25 protein-coding genes and 4 pseudogenes are annotated in these 24851 nt (G+C 71.2%); 14 read left to right on the top strand and 15 right to left on the bottom strand.

All coding sequences use genetic code 11. The features are described from left to right. Positions 1 to 148: 148 nt before the first annotated feature. Entirely contained in the window at positions 149 to 727 is a 579-nt protein-coding gene (locus ACN6LD_RS10840) for a TetR/AcrR family transcriptional regulator (protein ID WP_319196142.1), read from the bottom strand. A gap of 90 nt (positions 728 to 817) precedes the next feature. Between ACN6LD_RS10840 and ACN6LD_RS10835 the strand changes: the two genes are divergently transcribed. Continuing rightward, the gene (locus tag ACN6LD_RS10835) at positions 818 to 1264 is read left to right on the top strand and encodes a DUF1772 domain-containing protein (protein WP_319196140.1); all 447 of its coding nucleotides are present in this window, start codon (positions 818 to 820) and stop codon (positions 1262 to 1264) included. A gap of 84 nt (positions 1265 to 1348) precedes the next feature. Further along, complete coding sequence (locus ACN6LD_RS10830) at positions 1349 to 1774, top strand: DUF4267 domain-containing protein (RefSeq protein WP_319196139.1); 426 nt, start codon at positions 1349 to 1351, stop codon at positions 1772 to 1774. Positions 1775 to 1851: 77 nt separating this feature from the next. On the opposite strand, the pseudogene ACN6LD_RS10825 reads toward ACN6LD_RS10830, so the two are convergent. Continuing rightward, positions 1852 to 2375 (bottom strand): annotated as a pseudogene (locus ACN6LD_RS10825) (MFS transporter); the annotation flags it as partial. Between the two features lie 104 nt (positions 2376 to 2479). Then, positions 2480 to 3100 carry a TetR/AcrR family transcriptional regulator gene (locus ACN6LD_RS10820; RefSeq protein WP_319193659.1) on the bottom strand — a complete coding sequence of 207 codons (621 nt, stop codon included), beginning with the start codon at positions 3098 to 3100 and terminating at the stop codon, positions 2480 to 2482. 107 nt (positions 3101 to 3207) lie between these two features. Between ACN6LD_RS10820 and ACN6LD_RS10815 the strand changes: the two are divergent. The 8 genes and pseudogenes from ACN6LD_RS10815 (at position 3208) to ACN6LD_RS10780 (ending at position 10232) form a co-directional block, all read left to right on the top strand. Beyond that, positions 3208 to 4025: pseudogene (locus ACN6LD_RS10815) on the top strand (SDR family NAD(P)-dependent oxidoreductase). 96 nt (positions 4026 to 4121) lie between these two features. Next, the gene (locus ACN6LD_RS10810; RefSeq protein WP_445042995.1) at positions 4122 to 4958 is read left to right on the top strand and encodes an oxidoreductase; all 837 of its coding nucleotides are present in this window, start codon (positions 4122 to 4124) and stop codon (positions 4956 to 4958) included. Between the two features lie 674 nt (positions 4959 to 5632). Next, a complete protein-coding gene (locus ACN6LD_RS10805) occupies positions 5633 to 6097 on the top strand; it encodes a hypothetical protein (protein ID WP_319193664.1) in 465 nt (154 codons plus the stop codon). Between the two features lie 5 nt (positions 6098 to 6102). After that, entirely contained in the window at positions 6103 to 7032 is a 930-nt protein-coding gene (locus ACN6LD_RS10800) for a hypothetical protein (protein WP_445042994.1), read from the top strand. Positions 7033 to 7077: 45 nt separating this feature from the next. Continuing rightward, positions 7078 to 7425, top strand: coding sequence for a carboxymuconolactone decarboxylase family protein (locus ACN6LD_RS10795; protein WP_319193667.1), 348 nt, complete (start codon positions 7078 to 7080; stop codon positions 7423 to 7425). Between the two features lie 110 nt (positions 7426 to 7535). After that, a complete protein-coding gene (locus ACN6LD_RS10790; RefSeq protein WP_445042993.1) occupies positions 7536 to 7955 on the top strand; it encodes an SHOCT domain-containing protein in 420 nt (139 codons plus the stop codon). 467 nt (positions 7956 to 8422) lie between these two features. Continuing rightward, positions 8423 to 9754, top strand: coding sequence for a cation:proton antiporter (locus ACN6LD_RS10785; RefSeq protein WP_445042992.1), 1332 nt, complete (start codon positions 8423 to 8425; stop codon positions 9752 to 9754). Between the two features lie 106 nt (positions 9755 to 9860). Further along, a complete protein-coding gene (locus ACN6LD_RS10780; RefSeq protein ID WP_445042991.1) occupies positions 9861 to 10232 on the top strand; it encodes a hypothetical protein in 372 nt (123 codons plus the stop codon). 220 nt (positions 10233 to 10452) lie between these two features. On the opposite strand, the gene ACN6LD_RS10775 is transcribed toward ACN6LD_RS10780, so the two are convergent. The 4 genes and pseudogenes from ACN6LD_RS10775 to ACN6LD_RS10760 form a co-directional block, all read right to left on the bottom strand. Then, the gene (locus tag ACN6LD_RS10775) at positions 10453 to 11148 is read right to left on the bottom strand and encodes a CBS domain-containing protein (RefSeq protein WP_445042990.1); all 696 of its coding nucleotides are present in this window, start codon (positions 11146 to 11148) and stop codon (positions 10453 to 10455) included. Between the two features lie 309 nt (positions 11149 to 11457). Then, positions 11458 to 11730, bottom strand: coding sequence for a DUF1876 domain-containing protein (locus tag ACN6LD_RS10770; protein WP_319193673.1), 273 nt, complete (start codon positions 11728 to 11730; stop codon positions 11458 to 11460). 110 nt (positions 11731 to 11840) lie between these two features. Continuing rightward, a complete protein-coding gene (locus ACN6LD_RS10765; protein WP_445043021.1) occupies positions 11841 to 12488 on the bottom strand; it encodes a hypothetical protein in 648 nt (215 codons plus the stop codon). Between the two features lie 4 nt (positions 12489 to 12492). After that, positions 12493 to 12684 (bottom strand): annotated as a pseudogene (locus ACN6LD_RS10760) (universal stress protein); the annotation flags it as partial. Between the two features lie 333 nt (positions 12685 to 13017). On the opposite strand from ACN6LD_RS10760, the gene ACN6LD_RS10755 reads away from it, so the two are divergent. Next, entirely contained in the window at positions 13018 to 14025 is a 1008-nt protein-coding gene (locus ACN6LD_RS10755; protein WP_319193675.1) for an Acg family FMN-binding oxidoreductase, read from the top strand. 199 nt (positions 14026 to 14224) lie between these two features. Here ACN6LD_RS10755 and ACN6LD_RS10750 read toward each other — a convergent pair whose 3' ends face one another. From ACN6LD_RS10750 to ACN6LD_RS10725, 6 genes and pseudogenes are all read right to left on the bottom strand, one after another. Then, positions 14225 to 15049, bottom strand: coding sequence for a universal stress protein (locus ACN6LD_RS10750; protein WP_445042989.1), 825 nt, complete (start codon positions 15047 to 15049; stop codon positions 14225 to 14227). Positions 15050 to 15322: 273 nt separating this feature from the next. Next, a complete protein-coding gene (locus ACN6LD_RS10745) occupies positions 15323 to 15709 on the bottom strand; it encodes a universal stress protein (protein WP_445042988.1) in 387 nt (128 codons plus the stop codon). A 70-nt stretch (positions 15710 to 15779) separates the two neighbouring features. Further along, entirely contained in the window at positions 15780 to 16682 is a 903-nt protein-coding gene (locus ACN6LD_RS10740) for a universal stress protein (protein WP_319193678.1), read from the bottom strand. A gap of 121 nt (positions 16683 to 16803) precedes the next feature. Then, on the bottom strand, positions 16804 to 19173 hold the full coding sequence (locus tag ACN6LD_RS10735) for a glycoside hydrolase family 65 protein (protein WP_445042987.1): 2370 nt from the start codon (positions 19171 to 19173) through the stop codon (positions 16804 to 16806). Continuing rightward, positions 19170 to 19916 carry an HAD family hydrolase gene (locus ACN6LD_RS10730; RefSeq protein ID WP_445042986.1) on the bottom strand — a complete coding sequence of 249 codons (747 nt, stop codon included), beginning with the start codon at positions 19914 to 19916 and terminating at the stop codon, positions 19170 to 19172. The genes ACN6LD_RS10735 and ACN6LD_RS10730 overlap by 4 nt, the downstream gene beginning before the upstream one ends. Positions 19917 to 19947: 31 nt before the next feature. Then, positions 19948 to 20821: pseudogene (locus tag ACN6LD_RS10725) on the bottom strand (universal stress protein). 194 nt (positions 20822 to 21015) lie between these two features. On the opposite strand from ACN6LD_RS10725, the gene ACN6LD_RS10720 reads away from it, so the two are divergent. The 3 genes from ACN6LD_RS10720 (at position 21016) to ACN6LD_RS10710 (ending at position 22867) form a co-directional block, all read left to right on the top strand. Further along, the gene (locus ACN6LD_RS10720; protein ID WP_319193683.1) at positions 21016 to 21744 is read left to right on the top strand and encodes a CBS domain-containing protein; all 729 of its coding nucleotides are present in this window, start codon (positions 21016 to 21018) and stop codon (positions 21742 to 21744) included. A gap of 61 nt (positions 21745 to 21805) precedes the next feature. Continuing rightward, positions 21806 to 22027, top strand: coding sequence for a hypothetical protein (locus tag ACN6LD_RS10715; RefSeq protein WP_445042985.1), 222 nt, complete (start codon positions 21806 to 21808; stop codon positions 22025 to 22027). Positions 22028 to 22210: 183 nt separating this feature from the next. After that, complete coding sequence (locus ACN6LD_RS10710) at positions 22211 to 22867, top strand: CBS domain-containing protein (RefSeq protein WP_445042984.1); 657 nt, start codon at positions 22211 to 22213, stop codon at positions 22865 to 22867. A gap of 339 nt (positions 22868 to 23206) precedes the next feature. Here ACN6LD_RS10710 and ACN6LD_RS10705 read toward each other — a convergent pair whose 3' ends face one another. Together ACN6LD_RS10705 and ACN6LD_RS10700 are read right to left on the bottom strand one after the other, a co-directional pair. Continuing rightward, positions 23207 to 24121 (bottom strand): universal stress protein, encoded by a 915-nt coding sequence (locus ACN6LD_RS10705; RefSeq protein WP_445042983.1) that lies wholly within the window; start codon positions 24119 to 24121, stop codon positions 23207 to 23209. A 172-nt stretch (positions 24122 to 24293) separates the two neighbouring features. Then, positions 24294 to 24491, bottom strand: a complete 198-nt coding sequence (locus ACN6LD_RS10700; protein ID WP_319196953.1) for a hypothetical protein — start codon at positions 24489 to 24491, stop codon at positions 24294 to 24296. Positions 24492 to 24851: the final 360 nt, after the last annotated feature.

Raw genomic sequence — 24851 nt, 5'->3', positions numbered from 1 at the left:
CCCGCGATCTCGGGTGGGCGCCGCCGGTCCGTGCGCGCCGACCCCGGCCAGGTCGTGACGGCGGACCGGCTGCGGACGGTGAGGGCGGCTCCGGTGCAGTCGCAGAAGGACCCCGGGCCCCCGGCTGCGCGCCCGAGGGGACGGTGCGTCAGACCACGGCGAGCCGGTCCACCAGCAGCTCCACCCGCTGCGCGGCGTCCTCCGGCAGCAGCCGTCCCGCCCGGGTCAGGGTCGCGAGGCCGTGCAGGGACGCCCAGAACACCTCGGTGAACAGCCCCGGGGCGACGCCGTCCCCGGCGACCTCGCCCAGGCTCTCCAGCAGCGCGGCGAAGGCGTCCTTGAGAGGTTCCGGGGTGTCCTCCCGTGCGTACGCCAGGCCGCCGTCGAGCTGGAACAGGGCGTCGTAGACCGCCAGGTTGCCTGCGGCGAAGTCGAGGTAGGCGCGGGCGAGCGCGAGGACCCGTTCGCGCGGGCCGTCCGCGGCACGGGTCGCGGCACGCACCGCCGCGGCCAGTTCGGCAGCGCCCTCCAGGGCGACGGCGCCGATGATCTCGCGCTTGCCTCGAAAGTGGCTGTAGAGCACGGGCTGGCTGTACTCGATGCGCTCGGCGAGCCGGCGCGTGGTGACCGCGTCCCAGCCCTGCTGCTCGGCGAGTTCGCGGGCCGTCGCCACGATGAGGCGCTCGCGCTCCGCCCGTTCGCGCTGCTTGCGTTCCTGTACCGACATGCTCCGATCCTAGCACCGCTAGACAGTCGAGCGGCATTAGCGCTAGCGTTGCCTCATCCGCTAGCACCACTAGATCCGGAGAGGGTCATCATGCTCAACGCACTCGAGGTGGTCACGACCGTGTCCTTCGGCGTGATGGTGGGGGTGGAGTTCTCCGTCGCCTTCGTCATGAACCCGATCTTCAACGCCCTCCCGGAGGACAGCGGCCAACTCGGCCGCGCCCACGGGGGCCGGATGCTCGGCGCCGTGATGCCGGTCTGGTACCTCACTTCGCTCGCCCTCGTCGCGGTCTGGGCCCTCGCCGGACGGCACCACCCCGGCGCCGGCCTCGTCGTCACCGCCGGCGCGCTGCTGATCCTCAGCGTGGTCATGTCGCTGCTGCTGCTCGTCCCGATCAACAACCGGAACAAGACGTGGACCCCGGAGAACCGGCCCGCCGACTGGAAAGAGCAGACGGACCGCTGGAACCGCTACCACTACGTCCGCGTCGCCGTCCTCATCGCCGCCTTCGGCCTGCTCGTCGCCGCCCTCACCTGATCCCGCGGACACACCCGCAACGCGACAGGCCCCACGACGCTCACCACGAAGCTCAGCCGACTGACGAGACTCGCAGGGAGAACCGTGCCACTGAAGAAGATCAACACCGTTCTGACCGCCGCCTTCGTCCTCTTCATCCTCTGGTTCGGGACGGAGTTCATCCTGAGCCCGGAGACGACGGCCACGGGCTTCGGCCTGCCGAGCCGGCCGTCCGGCGACGGCGACGGCTTCCTCGTCGTCAAGGGAATCCGCGACGTCGTCCTGGCCCTGGTCCTGGGCGTCCTGCTGGTGACGGGCCACCGCCGGGCACTGGGCTGGGTTCTGCTGGTGGAAGCCCTCGCCGCGTACGGCGACATGGCCACCGTGCTGAGCCACCACGGCTCCGTCGCCACCGCGCTCGGCGTCCACGGCCTGACCGGGACGCTGATGGTCGTCAACGGACTGCTGATGCTGCGCGAGACCCGCAAGGTCGCGGCCGCTCCGGCGACGCCCGTCCCGCAGCCTGCCTGACGCCGCGGCGACGGCCATGGTCCCGTCACACCGCCACGGCGGAGCGCGGCACCGCCCCGATCCCCCAGCCTCCGGCCCTACCCCCGCCCGACGTCCTCGGCGGTGGCCGTGTCGGGGGCGGCCTCCGCGGCGCCGGCGCGGGGGCGGGGGCGGGTCTCGACCGCGGGGGCCAGGAAGGCAGCGCAGGCGACGCAGGCGAGGACCACCGGCATGGCGGGGCGCAGACCGACCTGGCCGCCGAGGAAGCCGAGTCCGGGCGGTCCGACGAGGAAGGCCACGTAGCCGATCACGGCGACGAGACTGACCCGGGCCGTCTCGTCGGGGCCGGGTTCACCCGCGGCCGAAAGCGCGAGGGGGAAGCCGAGCGAGGCGCCCAGCCCCCACAGCAGTACGGCGGCGCCGGCGGGGACCGGACTGTCCGAGACGATCACGAGGAGCAGGCCGAGCGCCCCGGCGGCGGCGCTCGCTCGTACGACGGCGGTGCGGCCGAAGCGGCTCGGAAAGAAGGCGCCGGAGAAGCGGCCCACCGTCATCGCGGCGGCGAACCGGCGTACACGAGCGACCCCGATGCGGCGTCCATGCCGTGTCCGTCGACGTACGCAGCCGGGACGCGATCGGCTCGATGGCGAGGGGCAGCCCGTCCAGATCGGCGCACAGCCGGGTGACCGCGTTGGCGACCGGCGCAGGCTCACAGGATCAGCCGGGTTACGGTCGGGCCTGGGGGGCCACGGCTGCCATGGCCTTGTCGACGGCGTCGGCGAAGGTGCCGCTGGAGCCGCTTTCGAGCCAGGCCTGCTGCGCGGCGACGAGGCAGCCGAAGGCGGCCGCGGTGACCGCCCGCAGGGTCGGGTCCTCGGGCGGGCAGGGGGTTCCGGCCGCTTCGGCGCGTTCGCTCAGCGCGACGACCACCACCTCCTGCATCTGCTGCTGCTTCTCCAGGTAGCTGCCGAGCAGGTTCGGCGTATTGAAGATGACCCGCTGGATCGGTGCGGCGACGGAGTCCTTGTCGAGGTCGTCGACGTGCGGCACCAACAGATCGAAGATCGCGCGCAGCGACTGCCAGACGGGCTCACCGGCCGGGCGGGCACGCAGCCCCTGGAGCATTTCCTCGGCCAGGTAGTCGACCTTGCCGACCACCAGGTCCTCCTTGGTGGGGAAGTACCGGAACACGCTCCGTTTCGACATTCCCACCGCCTCGGCGATGTCGTCGATCGTCGTCGCCTCGTAGCCGCGCTCGATGAACAGCGCGTTGGCGGCCTCCGTGATCTCGCGCCGTACCGCCTGTCGCGTGCGCTCCCTCAGTCCGGACTTGGTCTTCTCCATCATCGTCCCAGCGTATCACTCGTAGCCAGAGTTGACACTCGATGACATGTTTGTCATCGTGTGATGGCGGCCGGGAATCGCCCCGGCCAGGGCTAAAGGACTCGATCGACATGAGCAGGACGTGGTTCATAACGGGCGCCGGGCGGGGCTTCGGCAAGGAGTTCGCGAAGGCGGCCCTCGGTCGGGCGACCGGGTCGCGGCGACGGCGCGGAAGACGGAGTCGCTGGCCGATCTGGTCGACGCGTACGGGGATGCCGTACTTCCGCTGGCGCTGGACGTGACCGACCGCGAGGCGGTGTTCGCCGCCGTCGCCTCGGCGAAGGAGCGGTTCGGCGGGCTCGACGTCGTCGTCAACAACGCCGGTTACGGCCTGTTCGGCGCGGTCGAGGAGGTCAGCGCGGAGCAGTTCCGCGAGCAGCTGGAGGTGAACGTCCTCGGGCCGTTCCACGTGACCCAGGCGGTGCTGCCCGTCCTGCGCGAGCAGGGCCGCGGGCACATCATCCAGATCTCCTCGATCGGCGGTGTGGCCGCCTTCCCGCTGCTGGGCGCCTACCACGCCTCCAAGTGGGGACTGGAGGCGTTCAGCGAGTCACTCGCCCAGGAGGTCGCCGGCCTCGGCGTCAAGGTGACCCTCGTCGAGCCCGGCGCCTACGGCACGGACTGGGGCGGCGCGAGCGCCGTCTGGGCCGAGGGACAGCCGCAGTACCAGCCGGTGCGGGAGGCCATGGCCGCGGCCGCGGCGGACATGCCGCAGTACGACCCCGCCCACGTGGGCGCCGCGATCCTCGCGGTCACGGACGCCGCCGAGCCGCCGCTGCGGGTCTTCTTCGGCAGTGCGCCCCTCGCGATCTCCGAGCAGGTCTACGCCTCGCGCCTTGAGACCTGGAGCGACAACGCGGCCATCTCCGCTCTGGCCGAGGGCTGCTGATCCCAGCCTCAGAACCCCACGGCACCGCACCTGCCGAAAACACCCAAGACACCAGAACGCCAAGACACCGAGAACAAGCGAAAGACAGGCAACGACATGTCCGGCACCACCAAGGTCGCACTCGTCACCGGTGCCTCGTCCGGCATCGGCGCCGACACCGCGCTCCGCCTGCGGGAAGCGGGTCACACCGTCTACGGCGCCGCACGGCGTATCGAGCGGATGACCGCACTGCGCGACGCGGGCGTGCGCATCCTCAGCCTCGACGTCACCGACGAGGACTCCATCCGCAAGGCGATCGACCGCATCATCCACGAGTCGGGCCGCATCGACGTCCTGGTCAACAACGCCGGCTACGGCTCCTACGGGTCCCTCGAAGACGTCCCCCTGGCCGAAGCCCGCGCCCAGATCGAGGTCAACGTCTTCGGCCTGGCCCACCTGACCCAGCTCGTGCTGCCCCACATGCGGGCCCGGCGCAGCGGCACGATCATCAACATCAGCTCCATGGGCGGCAAGCTGGTCACGCCGCTGGGCGGCTGGTACCACGCCAGCAAGTACGCCGTCGAGGCGCTCAGCGACGCCCTGCGCATGGAGACCAAGCAGTTCGGGATCAACGTCGTGGTCGTCGAGCCCGGATCGATCCGCACCGAATGGGGCGCCATCGCCGCCGAGACGCTCAAGGAGACCTCCGGCAAGGGCGCGTACTCCCACCTGGCCGAAGGCGTCGCCACGGCCCTCGCCGCCAGCTCGCAGCCCGACGCGAAGATGACCTCCGCTCCGTCGGTCATCGGCAAGACCATCGTCAAGGCCGCAGGCGCCCGCCGCCCGCGCACCCGTTACCGGGTCGGCTTCGGCGCCGCCCCCACGATGTTCCTGCGCTGGCTGCTCCCGGACCGCGCCTTCGACTTCGTCATCCGCCGCGCCTTCGGCATCTGACCCCCATCCGAACCATCGGCGCCATCGGAACCCATCTGATCCCGGAAGGGATCTGTGAAGGGCACGGCCAGGTCAGCGCTGACCGACAGCGTCGCTGTCGTCACGGGCGGACGCATCGGTCTCGGGCGCGCCCTGGCGCTCGACGCCGCCCGCCGGGGCGCCACCGCCCGCTCGCCTGCCGCAACCAGTTCGACAAGGTCCTCGACTGCATCGGCATCGGCTGTGACCGGGCTCGCCAGTTGGCACCAGGCCACGTTCACGACCTGCACTGATGCCAAGTAGCTTCAGCGGCCGGAGCCGCAGAATCAGCGAAGTAGTGGGCACTTTGGTACAGCGCAGGCCATAAGGCGTGTGTCGCCATAGCGGGGCCAGAGATCTTCGGCGGCAACAGCCTTGATATGAACGCGGCAGCCACATCGCCATGTTCCTGCGCGGCGACGAGCTGTGCTGGACGGCAAGCCGTACCGCTCGCGCCAGTATGCGCAGCTTCGTGGACACCAGCCGTCGGCATGGTCGAGCGACCGGCGTTCCGGCCCGGCGCCGGGGTCTTGGGCGTCACGGGAGCTGGAGCAGGTCGAGGAAGCGTCGACGTAGGCGCCAGACCTGGCGAACTCGGTGGGGCTGGTCTGTTTCGTTCCGCACATCGTCACCCTCCAAGCCGAAGGAACACCCTCATGGATTCCTCTGGTGGTTCGTCGTCCGCTTCCGAAGGTCCTGGCCGTCCGGTCGCCGGCGGCCCCCCTCTGAGCGTCGGGGAACGGGACGAGTACGAACGGCTGCGCAAGGCGGCCGGGGTACGTCACCGGCGCCTGCGTTATGCGGCGGCCTCCGTACTGATGCTGCTGGCCTTCCTTCTAGCGCCGCTGGCCATGGTGGCGGCCTGGGTCGACTCCGAGGTCTCCGACACCGACCGGTACGTCCAGACCGTCGCCCCGATCGCCACGGAGCCCTCCGTGCAGAACACCCTGACCGACCGGCTCACCAAACGCGCGGTCGACAATGTCGACGTCGCCGCATTCACCGCGGCCGTCGCCCAGACACTGCAACAGGACGGGGCGCGCCCTCAGGTGGTCCACGGCGCCGAGGCGCTGACCGGCCCACTGACGAATGCGCTCGACTCGGTCTCCACGACATCGTGAACAGGGTGGTGACCAGCGACCAGTTCGCCAACGCGTGGGACGACGCCAACCGGCAGGCCCACGCCGCCGTGGTCAAGGTCCTCACCGGCGAGGACGACAGCGCCGTCCAGGCCGGCGACGGCAGCATCGACCTGAACCTCGGCACCGTCATCGACAACGTCAAGCAGAAGCTGGTGGACGATGGCTTCGCGCAGGCCGCGAAGATCCCCGACGTCGACAAGACGATCACCCTGTTCGAAACCGACAAACTGAACGAGGCCCAGGACGCCATGCGTCTGCTCAACGTGGTCGGCGTCTGGCTCCCGGTCGTGGTGCTGGTCCTGGCGGCGCTCGCCGTCTGGAGCGCGCCCGCGCACCGCGTCGCCCTGATGGCCGCGGCCATCGGCGTCGGGGTCATGATGATCGTGCTGCTCATTGGTCTCGCCGTGATACGTCAGGTCTATCTGGACTCCGTCCCCACGACCGCTCTGCCCCGGGACACCGCGGCCGACATCTACGACATCTTCCTCCGCTTCCTGAAGAACAGCACGGTCACGGTCCTGGTCATCGCGGTGATCACCGCACTGGCCGCCTATCTGTACGGGCCCGGACGCGGTGCCCGGTGGGTCAGACGGGGAGCATCGAGCGGAACCGGGGCGACGGGCAAGTACATGGCGCGACGCGGTCTGCGCACCGGCGCCACCGGCCGCTGGCTGGGCGCGCACAGCGAGTGGACGACCGGCACCGCCATCGTCGGCGGCGCGCTCGCCCTGACCCTGTGGAACTACCCCACCCCCGGGGCCGTGGCGCTGGTCCTCGCCATCGTCGTCCTCGTGCTGGCCCTTCTCGGCATCCTCGCCGCGGCCTCCGGCACAGCCACGATCACCCGGCCGCCGACGGTCGGCCGGTCATCTGCACCGGGTGATGCGGTCCGGCGCACACCGGGCCAATCCTGAATACGTAAGGCACCCCAAACCGCCAGAACAGAGAAGGAGTTTGAGATGGCTGAGCAAGCGACAGGGGCAAGCGGCGTCGCCGCCCTCGCCGAAGCCGACGCGCCTGTGTTCGAGACGCTCGTCCAGATGACGCTCGACACGTTCGAGCGGTCCGGGCTGGATCAGGAGACGTATCTGCTGGCACGCATCGCCGCTCTGGTGGCCATGGATGCCTCCGCTCCCTCGTACCTGCTCAACATCGGCACCGCCGCGGAAGCCGGCGTGTCGCTGGAGAAGATCCAGGGAACGCTCGTGGCGATCGCTCCAGTGGTGGGCAGCGCCCGGGTCGTGTCCGCCGCCCGCGCCATCGGCGACGCCTTCGGGCTGGAACTCCCCGGAGATAAGGAGCAGTGACGACCGGCCGGGGCGGGGCGACGAGCCCCGACCGGACTCGGCAACGGCCCTGAGGCCGCCCTCCCGCACACGCCGCGAACCTCGACACGGACGACACCACAGGAGAAGCGATGGGCAGCAATGTGTACCTGGCCTACGACTACCCGGTCCTGGGAGCCTTCTGGACGATCATGTGGATCTTCCTGTGGGTCATCTGGATCTTCCTGCTCTTCCGCGTCATCGTCGACATCTTCCGCGACGACTCCATGAGCGGATGGGGCAAGACGGGATGGCTGGTCTTCACGATCGTCCTTCCCTTCCTGGGCGTCTTCGTCTACCTCATCGCCCGGGGCAAGGACATGGGCAGGCGTGAACAGGAGCACGCCAGGGCCAAGTTGGAGGAGACGGACCGCTACATCCGCGAGACGGTCGGCGCCACCGGCCCGCCCAGCGAGGCGGACCAGCTCGCCAAGCTCTCGGAGGTCCGGGCCCGCGGCGACATCTCCGACGAGGAGTTCCGCCGGGCCAAGGAGAAGGTCCTCCACTCGTAACCGCACGCGACGCGCGCCACGGCGGGAAGACAGCAGCCCGGCGTAGCCCTGCCGCCGACGGCGCCCTTGGCGGTGCTTCCTGCGAGGCGCGCCCAGCGGGTCCGAGCCCGACGTGACAGGGCATCGCCTCTGGCGGGGACCGGGTCGGCGGCAGAGCCCAGGGGCGACGACGGCCCACTCAGCTGTGACGGCGGCGGACTCCCTCGCCGACCCGGCGTACAGAACCATCGGCCATGGCGTCCCCAAGCCGTCGGCGACGCGCTGTGACTCTGCACCTGTTATGAGGCGTAGAGCACTCCATTGGACGAGTTCGCAGGTCAGTTCGCAGTCCTAGCTCCAGGCGCACCACGACGGTCGTTGGTGCGGAAGTCGTTGGTGCGGAAGTGCGGGTCGCCGAAAGCCGTACCGGCAACGACGGCTTCCATCGCTGCGGCCACGAAGACGGACGAAACGGCGGCGAGGGCAGGGTGACTGACAGCGCATGGACCGGGGCGGCGGTGGCCGCCGTGACGGCGGGTTACGCCCTCTTCTCCCGGCGGCTGGCCATGACCGCCGTGTCGGCGCCGATGGTGTTCACCGCCGTCGGGGTGGCCATCGGCCCGATCGGACTCGACCTGCTCAGCCTGACGCACGACGTGGGCCCTGTACTCACCCTGGTCGAGGCCACCCTGACTCTGGTCCTGTTCACCGACGCGATGTCCGTACGCCGACGTGATCTCCGCCTCGACGGGTTCCTGCCCGGCCGTCTGCTGGGGATCGGTCTGCCGCTGACGATCGGCGCGGGCTGGCTCCTGGCGTGGCCCCTGCTGCCCGGCCTGACCGTGTGGGAGCTGGCACTGCTCGGCGCCGTTCTCGCGCCGACCGATGCCGCTCTCGGCAAGACCGCGGTCTCCGATCCCCGTGTCCCGCCAGTCGTGCGCGGCGGCCTGAATGTCGAATCCGGCCTGAACGACGGCATGGTGCTCCCCTTCTTCGTGCTGTTCCTCTCCGCTCTGCCCGGAACCATGGCCTCGGAGGAAGAAGCCGACGGGGTCTTCTGGCGGGCGCTCGTGCTCAGCACCGCATGGGGCCTGGCCGCGGGAGGGCTCGGCGGGTGGCTGTTGCGCTGGTCGAACGCAAGGGGCTGGATGAATGGTGACTGGCGGCAGACCTTCGTCCTGGCCGTGGCCGCGGGCGCGTACACACTGGCCGTCGTCTTCGAGGGGAGCGGCTTCATCGCCGCCTGGGTGGCCGGCTTCGCCTTCGGTGTCTCCCTGCCGCGCAGCGCACCGGCGGACGCGCCGGGGAGCCGGTCGCCGAAAGCGCCGGCGGACGCACCGGCCGCCGCCGACGGCACCGCCGACCTCGCCGAGCATCTCGCCGAACTCCTCGCCTCCTTGAGCTTCCTGGTCTTCGGCGCAGTCCTGCTCGGACCGACACTGGAAGACCTCGACTGGCGGATCATCACCTACGCCGTGCTGAGCCTCACGGTGATCCGGATGCTGCCCGTCGCGCTCTCCCTGGCCCGAAGCGGCCTGGCCCTTCCCACGGTCGCCTACATCGGGTGGTTCGGTCCGCGGGGACTCGCCTCCGTCGTCTTCGGGCTTCTCCTGGTGGAGGAACATGTCCCGGGCGTCCAGCTCCTCGGCCGGGTGATCGCGGCCACCGTCGCACTCAGCATCCTCCTGCACGGCATATCAGCCGTGGTCCTCGCGAGGCGGTACGGCGCCTGGCACCGGAAGGCCGCCGAACGGAGACCGCATCTGCGCGAGGGCCCACCCGAGGACGGAAAGGCCGGGCGCTCCTCCGCGGCGCGGTAGGACAACGTCGGGTGCCGACATCGACAGGCACAGAAGTACAGTCCCCGCATGAGGGCCTGGAATGCGTAGTCCGTCCACCAGTGGCTGCCCATCGCTTCTCTTATCGGTGTCGTCCGTTGCGGTCGCGGATATGTGTGAGTACGCGGTCGGCAGGCGAGCCGCTTTACGGCAGCGTGCGGGGCTCGCGGCGTCGGCCGGCCGGTCGTTACTGGTCCTCCTTGCGGGGAAGTTCCATCCCGAACGCGTCGCCGATGGTGCGGGCCGCATCTTCGGTGAGGAAGACACGAGGTTCGTCCTGGAGGACTTCTCCACCTGCCGAATCTCGGACATCGAGCAGGCCCGGCAGATCTTCGGCGAGGCCCAGGCACACGCCGCCCGGGACGATGGCGAGACGAGTGAGGACCTGCTTGCCGAGGCGTACGACCTCGTTCCGGCCATCCGTTTGATCCTCAACCGCCGTACTGACGAGAGCCCTTGATGCGAGAGCCTCGATGGGAGTCTGATCCAAGGCTGTTCGTGTCGCGCACTCAATTCCGTCGGCGAAGAGGACAACGATGCCGAGTCGGTTCGGGTGATACACACGCATAGAGGCCCGCCAGCCCGGAGACGGACCGGGCGGTAGGCGTCGTGTCCGGTCCCGAGCAGTGTGTACCCGTCCAGGAGCGCGCCGAGCACGTTCGCGACGACGCTGTTGCCGGTCAGGTGGCCAGCCCGGCGCGGCGTGATGTGGCCTCCGGGGTCGTGGGGGTGTCGTCGACCCGGTACTGCAATGCAGCGGACACGTCGACCACGCCGTCCACTCCCTGACACAGGCGCACGACGACCGCCATGACCGACCTGCGCTCGACGGTGCCCTTCAGCGACACCTGTCCACCGACAACCCGTACATCGACCGCGTCGGGGGCGATCCCGAGGGTGCGCAGAAGAACCTCCCCGGTGATCTCCTCGCGGATGGCACTGTCGCTGCGCAGGAAGACGAGGAGCAGGTCGGCTCTGATCACTCCGACCAGCCGGTCGGCTTCGTCGACCACCAGCAGCCGTTTGACATGGTGTCGCTCCATGGCCCGGGCAGCCTCCACCGCCGTCCACTGCGGCCTTGCGGTGACGGCCGGGCTGTTCATCAGTCCCTCGGCAGTCGTGGCCTCAGCTTTCGCCCGGGATGCGGGCCCGGCGTGCAGGACCGGCAGCAGGCCCGCCGAATCCAGTTGCGCAGCCTCCTTACGCAACAGGTCCGCTTCGGAGACCACGCCCACGGGACGTTCGTCGTCGTCCACGACCGGCACGGCCGTGATATCGCGCTCGGCAAGCAGCTTGGCGATCTCCTTGAAGCCGGTGTCCCGGTTCACCCGCGCGACCGACGTGGTCATGAGGTCGCTCACCATTCGGTGCCACATGGCTCCCGCCTCCTCATCATGTCGGGTACGTACCTACTTCAACTCTCCGCCCGGTGGCCACGTGACGCATGGGCCGGTCGGTCCTCAGAAGCCTGCCTGTTGGGCCGGGCGACTCCCGTGAGGTCCGGGCTCGATGGTGAGCCGCAGCTCACCGGGATCCGACGGGTCCTGCGGATCTCGGGCGCGGAGACTCCGAGGCACCGCTTGCCCCGTGCGGCCGCCCGCCCTCGTCGAGGCGCCGTCCCACTCGGGTGCTCCGCGTCATCCGCGTCGTACATGCTCCGGCGTCGTCGGGGCCGTCCAACCGGGCTAGGGGCCGGCTCTGCGCCCGCCCTCTGGCAGCTTCATCCCCTCGAGGTCGCGGTCTGCCACTTCCACGAGCTGCCGACCGAGGTCGTACAGGGCGCGGCCCGCCGCCATCTCGTCGCCGATTTCGGGTACGGCCGGGTCAGCGGGGTTGCGGTGGGCGGCTCCGTGGCCGGTGAGCTCCGTGGTGCCGGTGTCCAGCACCACGCGTGCCTCGGTGGTGTCTTCTTCCTCGAAGAGGTAGAGCCGGACCTTCCACTCCTCGGTATGCGGCATCGTTCTGCTCCTCACGTCGAGACGGATCGCTGGGGTCCGGGGGTACTGGGGTGCGCGGGTCTTGGCTCATGGCTCGGCATGGCTGTGGATCGAAGCCAGGACCGACTCGTCTATTCGGTGGCGGATCTTTTCGGCAGGAGTGGCCAGTTGCTCGGAGGCCACCGCCTGCGGCGCGGGGGGCCTCGGATCCGGCGGGCCTCCGGCGGGAGCCGGGCCAGATCCACAAGGAGTCGCTCCGCGCTCGTCGCCAGGGCGGGACGCTGCGCGGTGCGCCGGCCTGCGCGCATCACCGTCTCCAGGAGCGGCACGCCCGCCTGCGGAGGACGCTCGTCCCGCAGGGCGATCACGTCGGGCCGTCCCGGGCGGCGGAAGACCTGTTTCTGCCCCGGGGCTGTCACCTTTCCCGAGGAGAGCTTCATCACCGGCAGCCCCTCGTACTCGTGCAGCTTGTAGGCGGAGTCCAGGAACAGGGCGTGGGCCGACACCCCCACGCGGGTGCCGACGGCGTAGAAGTCGATCGGCGCTCCGGAGCGGACCAGCTCGTCCACGGCGTACTCGTCGAGACCGCCGCTGGCGGCGATCGCACGTCCGCCGAGCCCGCCGCGTCGAGCAGGGTCCGCGCCCGGATCGCGAGCGCTCCCGGTCGCCGCTGTCCAGCCATACGGCCGGCCCTGGCCCGCGGTCGAGGTCGCGCAGGACGCGGAGCAGCCCGGCCGGATCACCGAGGCCCCGTGACCCGAGGACGAGAGCGAAGGCATTTCGCCCCTTCCTGACCAGGGCGGACGCGGCCTCCTCGTGCACCACCTCGTCGGACAGCCGGACGGCCGGTGCGCCGCGCCGGGCCCGCTCCGAGGCAACGGCGACGAGGGCGGGCTCTTCGTGGCCCGAAAGGGCCGCGTGCACGACATGGAGGCGCACGTGGCGCCGGAGGGATTCATCGGCGGCCCAGTCCACCGCCTCCGGGCTCGCCTCGGAACCGTCGATGCCAACCACCAGGGGAAGCGTCACCGCCGCCACCTCCGTCGTTGGGATTCGTCCCCCGCGTCGGCGTCGCCATGGGGCCGCTGCCGATGCTCCCCTCCCCTCCAGCTTGGTACGAGCGGGTGGCGATCGCTCCGGCAGAGGCCCTCGTCATGGGTCCGGCACCCCTCTCCGAAGGGCCACGCGGCCGAGTCAAACCCTTCGCCGGCCGTCACCGCACGCACCGGCCGCCGCCGTAGAATAGGCGAGGAGACGGGAGTCACCCTTCCGTCAGAGGCCGGTCCGCCCTGAAGGGAGACAGGTCCGGTGTCCGTACACGTACTCGAGACGACGGCCGTGACAGGCCTGGTCGAAGACGCCACGGCGGCTCCGTCCATGCATAACGCGCAGCCGTGGAGATTCCGGTTCTTGCGGGAAGAGAGCACGTTCCAGGTGTACTCGGATCTCGAGCGCGCCATGCCACGCGCCGACCCCACCACCCGCGGTCTGCACCTGGGCTGCGCCGCCGCTGTGTTCAATCTGCGTGTCGCCGTCGCCCACACAGGTTGGGCCGCGGCCACCGAGCTGCTGCCCGACGCCACGGAACCGCGCCTGCTCGCGAGGGTCCGGCTGACCGACCCGGCGTCCAGCGGAATCGAGAACGGCGTCGAGGAGGATCTCGCCCCGCTGTATCCCGTGATCCGCCGACGCCACACCAGCCGCCGGCCGTTCACCGACGAGGCGATACCCCAGGCCATCAAGGACGCTCTGAGCGCAGCTGCTCTGCTGGAAGGAGTGCGGCTGCAATTCCCCGACGCATGGCATGTGCACACGCTGCTGGACCTGGTGCAGGACTCCGAGGGCCGTGACGCGCTGGACGCCGCGGCGTCCGAGGAGCTGCGACGCTGGACCCGGGTGGGCGCAGAATCCTCGGACAGGGCGAACGACGGAGTGCCGGAGTACGCGTTCGGCCCGCGCAAGCTCTACGGCAGGGCGCCCGTGCGTGACTTCGCCGGCAGGGACATGGGCTCCGGCCGGGAGGTCGCCGCGTTCGAGAACGCGCCTCAGCTCGCCATCCTGGGCACCATGAGCGACAGGCCCAGGGACTGGCTGATGGCGGGTCAGGCGATGGAACGCGTCCTGCTCCAGGCCACGCTCGACGGGCTGGCCACGTCACTCACCTCACAGGCCCTGGAATGGCCCGAACTCCGTTGGGTCGTGCGCGACCCGCGGTCGGCGATGGGGTTCGTCCAGATGGTGCTCCGGCTCGGGTACGGCCCCGCGGGCCCAGACACACCGCGCCGCCCCGTAGAAGAGGTGCTCGACATCGCGTGAGTCCTCTCCTCCTGTCGCCCCGGCCATGCGTACCGGACACAGCCGGCCCAACTCTCCTGCCCGTAATGCGCATTGACTGAGGCATCCGACCGGAGCGCCGCAACCTGCCTCCCCGCGGGCCACTCTGCGTTGAACAGCCCGAACAGCCGCAATAATCAACGCTGTTGCCAGTCCTGTCCGTCTCATCGGCACCCGCCGGTCACCGGGATTCCCCCTCCTCGGGAATCACCGCGACGGGGCAGCCCGCATGCTTCAATGCCGCTCGGCTGACCGTGGGCGGCAGGGCGGCGCTCCAGCCGCCCCGGCACCGCGCGCCGATCACGACGAGTTGGGCAAACCCGCTCGCATCGATGACCGCCCGGCGCATCCCGCCCCGGACCCGGGGGCGCAGCACCGTGATGTCAGGGTACTGCTCCCGCAACGCGGCCAGCGGATCGTGGAGCCGGTCCTGGATCCGTCCGCTCCGCGCCGCGAACCCGTCCAGCACCAGCACGTCCGCCCCGCGGGCCGCTGCCTGACCGAAGGCGAACTCGGCAGCGTGCCGACGGAGGTGCGCGCCGTCGCCGACGAGCACCACGGGACCGTTCGGGTCCGCACCGCCCCGGACCATCAGCACCGGAGAACCTCCGTGGCCGACCAGCCGGGTGGCGACAGAGCCGCGCCGCCCGCCACCGGTCCGACCCCCGAGCCGACTGCCGACGACGGTGAGCGACGCCCGCCGGGATTCGGTCTCCAGTACCGCCGCGGGTTCACCCATGAGAACGGTGTGGGTGACACACAGGCCCGGTACGACGCGACGAGCCCGGCGATCGGCCTCCGCCAGCACACGGTCCGCAGCGCCGTGCCCACGGATACCACCCGGATCCCACGGAGCCACACCAGGCGCCACCGAGGCGGACGGCCATGCGCAGGCGTGCGCCAGCCGAAGCGCCACCCCCATACGGTCGGCCTCGCGTGCCGCGACTTCCACCGCGGCCATACTCGTAGTCGAGCCGTCCACTCCCACCAGCACAGGGCCGCTCATGACGGCTCCCCCTTCCCCTCGGGTATCCGGCGACCAGGGAGCTGCTGCTCCCCGGTGACGGCGGGCAGCTCATTGCTGCCGTTCTGCCTCGCTCCACGGTGCCCGCGCACGACACGCGCGGACAGGGGCCGGTCGGACCCTGAAGAGCCCCGTCCGACCCAAGGACCGAGGTGGCGGAGGACCCGAGTCCATCGGCCGACGCGTGGCCGTCGAACGCCGCAGACAAATCCTCAGCTGCGAGGAGACGGCGCGCGGCGCCCGCACGGCTCCCGGTCACCGGGCCGTACCTGGAAGAGCAGCCTGCCGGCCCGACCATGGCGATGCTGATCCCGCTACCAGCAGTCCGGCCCCGCCCGCCGCGTGGACCAGGACGTGGGCGGCGCGGCCCTCGTGCAGGTTCTCGCGGATGACGACGCCGGGGTACTTCTCCTGCCAGGGTGCGAGCAGTTCGGTGCGTTCGCGCTCCGTCGCCGTCCGGATCTGCGTGCGCTCCTCGACGCCCGGGAGGCCCTTGGTGAGCGGCACGTGCCAGGCGTGCACGACACGCAGCGGCGTCTTGCGGAGTTCGGCCGCGTGGAACGCGAAGTCGAGGACGTCGTCGCACGGCCGGCCGGTGTCGACGGCGACCGCGACGTCACGGATGGGAGTGGCGGCCGACACCTTGCAGGCCGTCCGGACCGGCCACGACTGACCTTGTCATGACCTTCACCCCCTTGTCCGGGGACGGGAGCTAGAGATGGGGAACGACGGCGACGGGGCAGCCGACGTGGTGGATGGCGGCATGGGTGACGGGTCCGGTGCGCGGGCCGACCGGGCGTTCGGCGAGGCGGTGGCCGACGACGAGGAGACCCGCCCCGGTCGAGGCCCGCACGAGTGCGGTCGTGGGCCGGTCGTCCACCACCGTCTCGAGGACCTCCACGTCGGGGTACTTGTCGCGCCACACCTGGAGTACGGCCTTGAGGAACCCCAGCCACTCCTCGCCCTGCCAGGTTTCCCTGACCAGTCCGATGTCGCCGGGGCCCAGGCCCACGGGCGGGGCCGTGTGCCAGGCGTGCACGGCCCGCAGGCGTGCGTGCCGGAGCCGGGCCGTCTCGAACGCGAACTCGATGACCTCGTCGCAGGCCTCGTCGAGGTCGACGGCGAGCACGACGTCCCGGTAGCCCGAGTCCGTCGAGCCGCCCCCGTCGGCCGCGGGCAGGTGCTCGTCGGCCGCCTCCTCGTCCGCCCGGACGAGGACGACGGGACGGGTTGCCTTCGCGACCACGCCGAGCGCCACGGAACCCACGAGGAATCCCGTGAAGCCGCTCAGCCCGCGGGAGCCCAGCACCATCAGCTCGGCCTCGTCCGCTGCCTTCAGCAGGGCGGCCGTGGCCGGGCCTTCCGTCTGCTCGTCACTCAGGGGGACGCCGGGGCACTCGGCTCGAGCGCGCTGTTCCGCCTGGTGCAGTGAACGCCGGGCCAGATGGCGCTGGGCAGCGCCCGCGATCTCGCCTTCTTGGCGGCGAGGGTGCCAGTCCCAGGCGTGTACCAGGTGCAGCGGCCGGTTCCGCCGCTCGGCCTCGCGGGCCGCCCATGCAGCGGCTGCCAGGCTCTCGGCGGAGCCGTCGATTCCTGCGACAACGGGCGAAAGCATGTCGGCACCTCCAGCGCTCGGTCTGTCGTCCGGTACCAGCCTCTCTCCGTGGCCGGCCCGGGGGCAGAGGCTGCCAGGTCCCCTCCGGGGGCCGTCCGGCCCCTGCCAGTGGCCCCCTGTGTCAGTCCGGAAGGAGCAGGTGGCATGTCTCGCCCGGTTGCACGCTGACCGACCGGTCCGGCAGCCGCATGTCGATCGGAGAGCGGTCGGACGGCGGCACCGTCACCTCCAGTCCGCCGCGCTCCAGCCGCAGCCGCACACCCCAGTGCCCCTGGTAGCGGAGGGAGAATCCGTAGGACGACAGCTCCGGCAGCGGCACCGGGTCGAGCCAGAGCGCCCCCTCGCGGGTCTCCAGCCCGGTCAGTCCTCGCTGGACGAGATCCAGAGTGCCGGCCATGGCTCCCAGGTGGACGCCCTCGCCCGTGGTGCCGCCCTGGAGGTCGGCGATGTCGCCGCGCAGGGCCTCCTGGCAGTACGTCCATGCCTCGGCACGGCGCGCGCGGGCCAGCACCCAGCCGTGCACCAGCCCGCTGAGCGTCGAGCCGTGGCTGGTGCGCAGCAGATAGTGGTCGACCGTCCGGTGCCAGGTGTCGTCCTCCAGCCGGTGGCCCAACCGCTCGAAGAGACCGCGGAGTTCGGCGGGCGAGAAGAGGAAGCCGAGCATCAGGACGTCGGCCTGTTTGGACGCCTTGTAGCGGTTGACGGTGTCCCCCTCGGCCTCCAGGATCCGGTCCAGGCGCCGGATGTCGCCGTACCGTCGGCGGTAGTTCTCCCAGTCGAGTTCGGCGAGGTCGCCGTAGCCCTCGAACTGGCTCACAACGCCGTCGTGGAAGGGCACGTGGAGCGTGCGGGAGACGTCCTCCCACTGTTCGAGCTCGCCGTCGTCCAGGCCGGTGCGCTCGGCGAGTTCGCGCCGCCGCGGTTCGGGCAGGATCCGCAGGACCTCCAGGGCGCGTGCGAGCACCCAGGCGGCGGTGACGTTGGTGTACGCGTTGTCGTCGAGACCGGGCTGCCGTGCGTCGGGATAGGCGTCGTGGTACTCGTCGGGGCCCATCACGCCCCGGATGCGGTGTCGCCCGAGCTGCTCGTCCCAGGTGGCCGAGTCCGCCCAGAAGCGGGCGATCTGCAGGAGCATCTCGGCGCCCTTGGTGTGCAGGAACTCGGCGTCGCCGCTGGCCTCGCAGTACCGCCACACGTTGTACGCGACCGCCGATCCGACGTGCCGCTGGAGCCGTGAGTGGTCCGGCAGCCAGCGCCCCGACCGCGGGTTGAGGTGCAGTTGCTGGGTCTCCTCGCGTCCGTCGCTGCCGCTCTGCCAGGGGTACAGCGCGCCGCGGCGGCCGATCGCACGGGCCGCGGCGCACGCGCGGTCGAGGCGGCGATGCCGGTAGCGGAGCAGCGCGCGGGAGACCTCCGGGAAGTGCAGGTCCAGGTACGGCAGCACGAACAGCTCGTCCCAGAAGACATGGCCGCGGTACGCCTCGCCGTGCAGCCCGCGGGCCGGTACGCCGGCGTCCAGGTCCGCCGTGTGCGGGGAGAGGGTCTGCAGCACATGGAAGAGGTGCAGCCGCAGAATGTCGCCGGCCTCACCGGGGACGTCCAGTTCGGCGCGCCGCCACAGCTGGTCCCAGGCCGTCAGGTGCCCTTCGAGGAGTTCGTCGAAGGGGGGCGCGGCGCCGACGCGGTCGATCGCAGCGTCCAGCGGGTCGCTGATCGCGGGGTCGCGGGAGGTGTGCAGGGCGACGGTCTTGTCGACGGTGACGGTCCGGCCGGGTTTCAGACTCAGGCGGACCCGCTGGCCGACGCGTGATTCCTCGTGCCGGTCGGTGACCGGCACGTCGGCCGTCAGCCGGGCCGCCATGCCGACACGGACGTCGGACGTGCGGGTACGGCAGCGCAGCCACACCGTGTCGGGCTCGACGGACCCGGTGTGCAGCCGGGTGAGGTGCCGGCCGTCCAGGTCCCGATAGCGGGCGACCCCGGAATTGGTGACGCCGCCGTCCAGCGCCGCCTCCACGTCGAGGTCGCCGGTGAATCCCTCGGCTGTGAACTCGGTTCGCAGGGCGGCCAGATGGGGGTCGGCCATGTGCACGAGGTGCTGCTGCCGCACCGCCAGCGACCTTCCCTCGCCGAGCCCGAACCGCGTGCGGCGCTCCAGCAGGCCCGAGGCCAGATGCAGCACCTGCCGGTGCTCCAGCACCTCGGCCGTGTCAGGAGTGAGCCAACGCTGACCGGCGAGGCGGAACCGCAGGGGCAGCCAGTTCGGGAGGTTGACCATGTCCTCGTTCTCGACGCGGCGCCCCGCCACCTCCGTGGTGAGCCGGTCGTAGCAGCCCGCCACGTAGGTGCCGGGGTAGTGCACGCCGTCCGCGGTGCACTCCGGCAGCGCTCCGCGGGTCGCGAAGCAGCCGTTGCCGAGCGTGCACAACGACTCCCGCAGGCTCGCCTGCGACGGGTCGTAGCCGTGGTACTCCCACGTCCAGCCGGTCACCGCCGTGCTCCCGCGCCGAGCAGCTCTCCGAGATCGTCTACGACGGTCTCTGCCCTGTGCCGCAGGGGCCTGTCGCGCGTCGCCGGATCGGCGGTGTGGTCCTCGCCGACGTCGAGGGCGAAGCCACCGCCGCGGCCCGCTTCGACGCCGGCCAGGGCGTCCTCGACGACGGCGGCGCGCGCGGGCGCGACGTCGAGCCGACGTGCCGCTACGAGGAACAGGCCGGGCCGCGGCTTCCCGGCGGCCGGGCGGGCCGCCTCGCCGCCGTCGAGGACCAAGAGGTCCGGCACGCCCGCCGCCGTGAGCAGCTCGCGGGCGTACCTGGACGCGGAGGCGGCGGCGACGGGCACCCTCGCCGCCCGCAGCGCGCGGACCAGCCGCACGGTCCCCGGAAAGGCGTCGACGCCGTCGCGGATCCGCTCGGTGACCCGTCGCTCCTTGTCCTCCGCCGCCGCACGCACGGTCTCCGTCCCCGGTGCGAGGCCGCGTGCGGCCAGGAAGGCGGCGGCGTCGAGGCGGAACCTGCCGTCGACGCACCGCAGGTGGTCGTCGCCGGAGTCGAAGGGCCGCCGCTGTGCAGGGTCCTCGGGCGGATAGCCGGTCGGAAAGGCGTCGAAGGCCGCCTTCCACGCCGCCGCGTGCACCTTCGCCGAGTCGGTGATCACTCCGTCGGCGTCGCACACGACCGCCTCGACGCCCGGCAGTTCGGGCGCGAGCACCTCACGGGACCGGGCAGCGGTCATCACTCCCCCTCGGGGCCGGCATGTACCACGTTCACACCGCCTGCGGTACGACCGCCACCGGGCAGCGCGCGTGGTGGAGCAGGGTGTGGTTCACCCGGCCGAGCTGGAGCCCGAGACGGCCGTGTCTGCACCCGGCCCCGACGATCACCAGGTCGGCGGCTTCCGAGCGTCGCACGAGGACGCTGTGGGCCGGTCCCTCGACCGTGACCGCGCGTACCCGGACACCGGGATGGTCCGCCGCAGCCTCCCGCAGCAGCGCATCGAGGAGGGCGGAGGCGCGCTCCTCATGCCTGCGGACCGGTTCGTTCGCGAGTGCGGGGTCGTCGGCGCTCTCGTGAGCCGGGCATCGCCAAGCCCGTACGACGTCCGGAGGGCAGCCGCGTGCCTCGGCCTCGCGGAAGGTGAAGCGCACGGCCTCGGCGCCGGTCGCGGGCTCGCCCGCGCCCGGCAGGATCCGCTTGCGCGCGCCGGCCCGGCATTCCTGGCCACCCCGGACCACGATCACCGGGCAGTGCGCGCGGGCCGCCACGGCCAGGCCGACGGAGCCGAGAAGCATGCCCTTCAGCTCACCCACGGCCGCGCGCTCCCGTGACCAGGGCGAAAGCATCGTCACGTGCGTGCAGAAGCGCGTCCGCCGCGTCGTCCGGGACGACGTCGGTGGTGATCTTCACCTCCGGGCGCCGCCGTCCGGTGCGCTCGGCCGCGGTGGCGACGAGGTTCTCCGCGAGGACGCGCCCGGCCGGGCGGTCGTGGCCGTGGGACGCGGCCCGCTCGTACCTCTCCCAGCGTGAGGCGTGCACCAGTCGCAGCGCACGACCGTGCCGGGCTTCCTCGTCCACCGCCCAGTCGACCGCCGTGCGCCTCGCCTCGGATCCGTCGATGCCCGTGACCAGGGGAAGTGTCATGGTTCCCACCGCCTTTCATATCGCACAGGGGTCCATTCCACCGTCGCACCGGTCGGCCGCCTGCACGAGAGGCGGATGGGCCCCGGGTGGGGTCGATCGGCCCATGCGGACCGCGCGGCCATCGCTGGAAGCTGAGGGCGAGGCCCCTCAACGGGGTGCGTGACCACGGCCACCCACGAAAGCGAGGCTCAACCATGAAGCCCACGAGGACAGGCGCTCTCATGGTCGGCGATGTCGTCACCGCACGGTGCGACACGCCGTTCAAGGAAGTGGTGCGTCTGCTCGAGGAGCACCGCATCAGCGGGCTCCCGGTCATCGACGGGAACCAGAAGGTCATCGGTGTGATCTCCGAGTCCGACCTCGTGCTGCGCCAGGCTCGGCAGCCGGGGTCCACCGGAATCCGGACGCGCTTGTGGCGTCTGCTCGGCGGCCGTGCAGGGCACGCCGCCGCAGGGAGCCGGGCCAGGACCGCCGGCGAGATGATGTCGGCCCCCGCTGTCACCACGCGCGCCGACGCCACGGTCACGGAGGCGGCCCGGCTCATGACGGAACACCGTGTCGAGCGACTGCCTGTGGTGGACGAGAAGGGCTCGCTCGTGGGCATCGTCACGCGCGGCAACCTCCTCCGGGTCTTCCTGCGCTCCGACGACGAGATCCGGCGGGACGTGCAGCAGGAGGTCTTCGTCAACACGCTTTGGCTGGCCCCGCACGCCGTCGAGGCGACCGTCCGGGACGGTGTGGTCACCCTCACCGGGCAGCTGGAACGACGCAGCGAGATCCCCATCGCCGTCGGTATGACGCGGCGGCTCGACGGCGTCGTGGATGTCGTCGACCACCTCTCCTACCGTCTCGACGACAAGCACCAGCAACCGGCCGGTCTGGCCGTGCACGGCGTCGCCGACGACTGGCTGCGCAAGCTCTGAGCCAGTGCTCCGCCGCGCCGGTCACCTCGCACGTTCACAGCGGGGAGAAAGGACATCGGTCATGATCCCCATCCTTCTGATCGCGGCCGCCGTACTGGGCGCCTGTCTGGTGTTCGGCTACAGCTCCTCCGTCGTCGGCTTCGCGCTGATGGCCGTCGGCGTGCTGGGGCTCATCGCCTTCCTGTCGACACCGGGAACGGTCCTGCGCCCCGGCGAGCGGGAGTTCATCGAGGAACGGCACTACTTCGGCAAGAACGACGACCACCGGGAGTTCCGGAAGTGATCGCCGCCGCTCCCCGGCTGTCACGGGCGGCATCTCTGGCCGCGATCGGAACCGGAGCCCTCCGACCCGCCCTGCCGTCGGACGCGCGACGCGACGGCAGGGCGGGCCGTCGCCGCGCCATGTGAAGTCCCAAACCCCCCCGCCCGCCCACTGTCCTCGACCGATTGCTCTGAGGAGGAAGTCATGCAGATCAGCCCGCACGTGGTGAGTGACGTGATGACACGCGCCGTCGTCGCCGTAGGCCGCGATGCGCCGTTCAAGGACATCGTCCGGCTCATGGAGCGGTGGGAGGTCAGCGCGCTGCCGGTACTGGAGGGTGAAGGACGGGTGATCGGCGTCGTCTCGGAGGCCGACCTGTTGCCCAAGGAGGAATTCCGGGAAGGCGTTCCCGACCGGTTCACCCAGCGGCAGCGTCTGTCCGACCTGGCAAGGGCCGGTGCGCTGACCGCCGAGGAGGCGATGAGCAGTCCGGCGGTCACCGTCCACGGCACCACTACGCTGGCCGAGGCGGCGCGCATCATGGCCAGGCGTAATGTCAAGCGGCTACCCGTCATCGACGGCGAAGGGAAGCTCGAGGGCGTTGTCAGCCGCTCGGATCTGCTCAAGGTGTTTCTGCGTGACGACGAGGAGCTCACCGAGGAGGTGCGTCACGAGGTCGTCGACCGCCTGTTCCCCCTGTCCGCGGACCACATCCGAGTCGAGGTGTCCGAAGGGGTCGTGACACTCACGGGATGGGTGGACAGCGCGGAGCTCGTATCGGTGGCCGAACGCCTGGCGAGGGCCGTCGAGGGAATCGTGGACGTCCGCTGCCACCTGGCCGGCGGCAGCGGTGTCCGGTAGCGCGGAAAGCGATCCACGCCTGGTCCTGTGTCGCCCGCCGGCCGTAGGACGGTGTCCTCCCCGGGTCCGAAGTCCGAAGACTGCCGCTCCGCCTCCCCGGCCTCGACTCCCCACTGCCCGAGCCGACCCCCGGGGACTGCGAGGACCGCCGTGCAGGGCAGCGGTGTGCGGCGACCGACGGAACACCGGCCGCGCACACCTGATGCGGCCCGGCGGGCCCTGTCAGCCGCGCCGCACCTGGATGATCCTGGTCCCCGCCTTCTCCCCCCGGGGACCAGGACCGTGGCACTCCGAGCAACGTCCCGGAACTGCGCGGACGCCTCCGCCTCCCGGCCCGGATCAGTCGTGCGGCACCACCGCCACCGGCGCGGTCGCATGGTGCAGCACCGCGTGCGCCACCGGGCCGATATGGCTGCCGACCAGCGCGTGGCGCCTCTTGCGCCCGACGACTACCAGCGACGCGTCCCGCGAAGCGTGCACCAGGTGGCGGCCCGCGCTGCCGATGACGGCCTGCGCGCGCACCTCCACCTCGGGGAACTTCTCCTTCCACGGGCGCAGGACATCGTTCAGGCCGTGCCGTGTCTCCTCGGCCATGTCGGCGGTGAGACCGGAGTCGACAAAGGCGCCGTAGCCGTAGGCCGTCGCCGGATTCCAGCCGTGGACGACCCTCAGGCCGGTCACGCGCCGGCGGGCGGTCTCGAAGGCGAACTCGACGACGGCGTCGCCCGGTTCCTCCACATCCAGCCCCAGCACCACCTCACGATACGGAGTGGTGCCCGACGCGGCGCCCGCGGCGTCCGGGAGATGCTCGTCCTCGGCGTGCTCACCGGCCCGTACGAGGACGACCGGCCGGTCGGTGCGCGCCACGACCGCGAGGGCGACGGAGCCGAGCAGGAAACCGGTCACCGTGCCGAGTGCCCGCGAGCCGAGGACCAGCAGTTCGGTGTCCTCAGCGGCGGCCAGCAGGGCCGGGACGGCCTCCGCCTCGGTCTGCCGCGTGGTGATCCGCAGACCGGGGTGGCGCTCGGTGAGCCGGGACTGCGCCTCGCGCAGCAGATGGGCGGACCAGTCGCGCAGCGCTTGGACCGCACCCGGTGCCGGAACGCCCATGTAGGGGATGTAAAGGGAACCCAGCGGGTCTCCGACGTGCAGGAGACACAGGAGTTCCTCTCGTTGGATCGCTTCGCGAGCGGCCCATTCCGCAGCGGCAAGGCTTTCCGGCGAGCCGTCGAGACCAACGATGATGGCGGGCATGTGCGGTCCTCCTTCGGGGATGCAACGTCAGTTTTCGAGCCGCGCGCGTGCCGCAGGAGGGGCCAGAGGTCCCGGTCGGGGAGCCGACCGGCCCAGGTACCGGTGCCGCGGTCCGGTACGACGGGCCGGGGAGCGGATCCCCGGCCCTCGAGAACGTCGTGCGCCGGATGCGTCAGGAGTGCATCGACATGCAGTGGTCGCTGCGCTGCGACCGGTATGGCGACCGCGACGGCGACCGGCGGGCCGGACGCCTCAGCAGCCGGGCGGCGACGCGGTCGAGAGCCGCGGCAAGGACACACGTCAGGCCCACGGCCAGCACGAGCAGTACCGCAAACCGCTCCCAGAACTCCGGTGTGAGACTCGTACCCACGGTGCTCGCCCTCCCTGGTCGGATCCTTCTCCTGCCACCAGCCAACTGCACCGCCGGCGCGGCCACATGAGCCGAACGGGCCGGACGAGCACGCGCAAGGTCCCCGGTCCGCGAGGCCGTCCGGCCGCGGCCGGGGCGAAGAGGTCAGGGGCGGAACGAGACCCCCTGGTGGTACGACGGCGTCCGCTCTCCCCCCGAGTGGGGCCGGTCGGCCCTGGCGCGCCATGCGGTCCGGGTGATGTGCTGGACGCGGCGGGAAGGACCCGGCAGAGGCGCGGAGGAGCGGCCGTCGAAAGCCGCGCACCGCGCAATCAGGATCCGCGAGAAGCGGATGGCGTCCTTCCCGCCCGTGTCGGGGGG

The sequence above is a fragment of the Streptomyces sp. SAS_272 genome (assembly GCF_052543235.1).
This window is presented reverse-complemented; position numbering and strand designations above follow the sequence as displayed.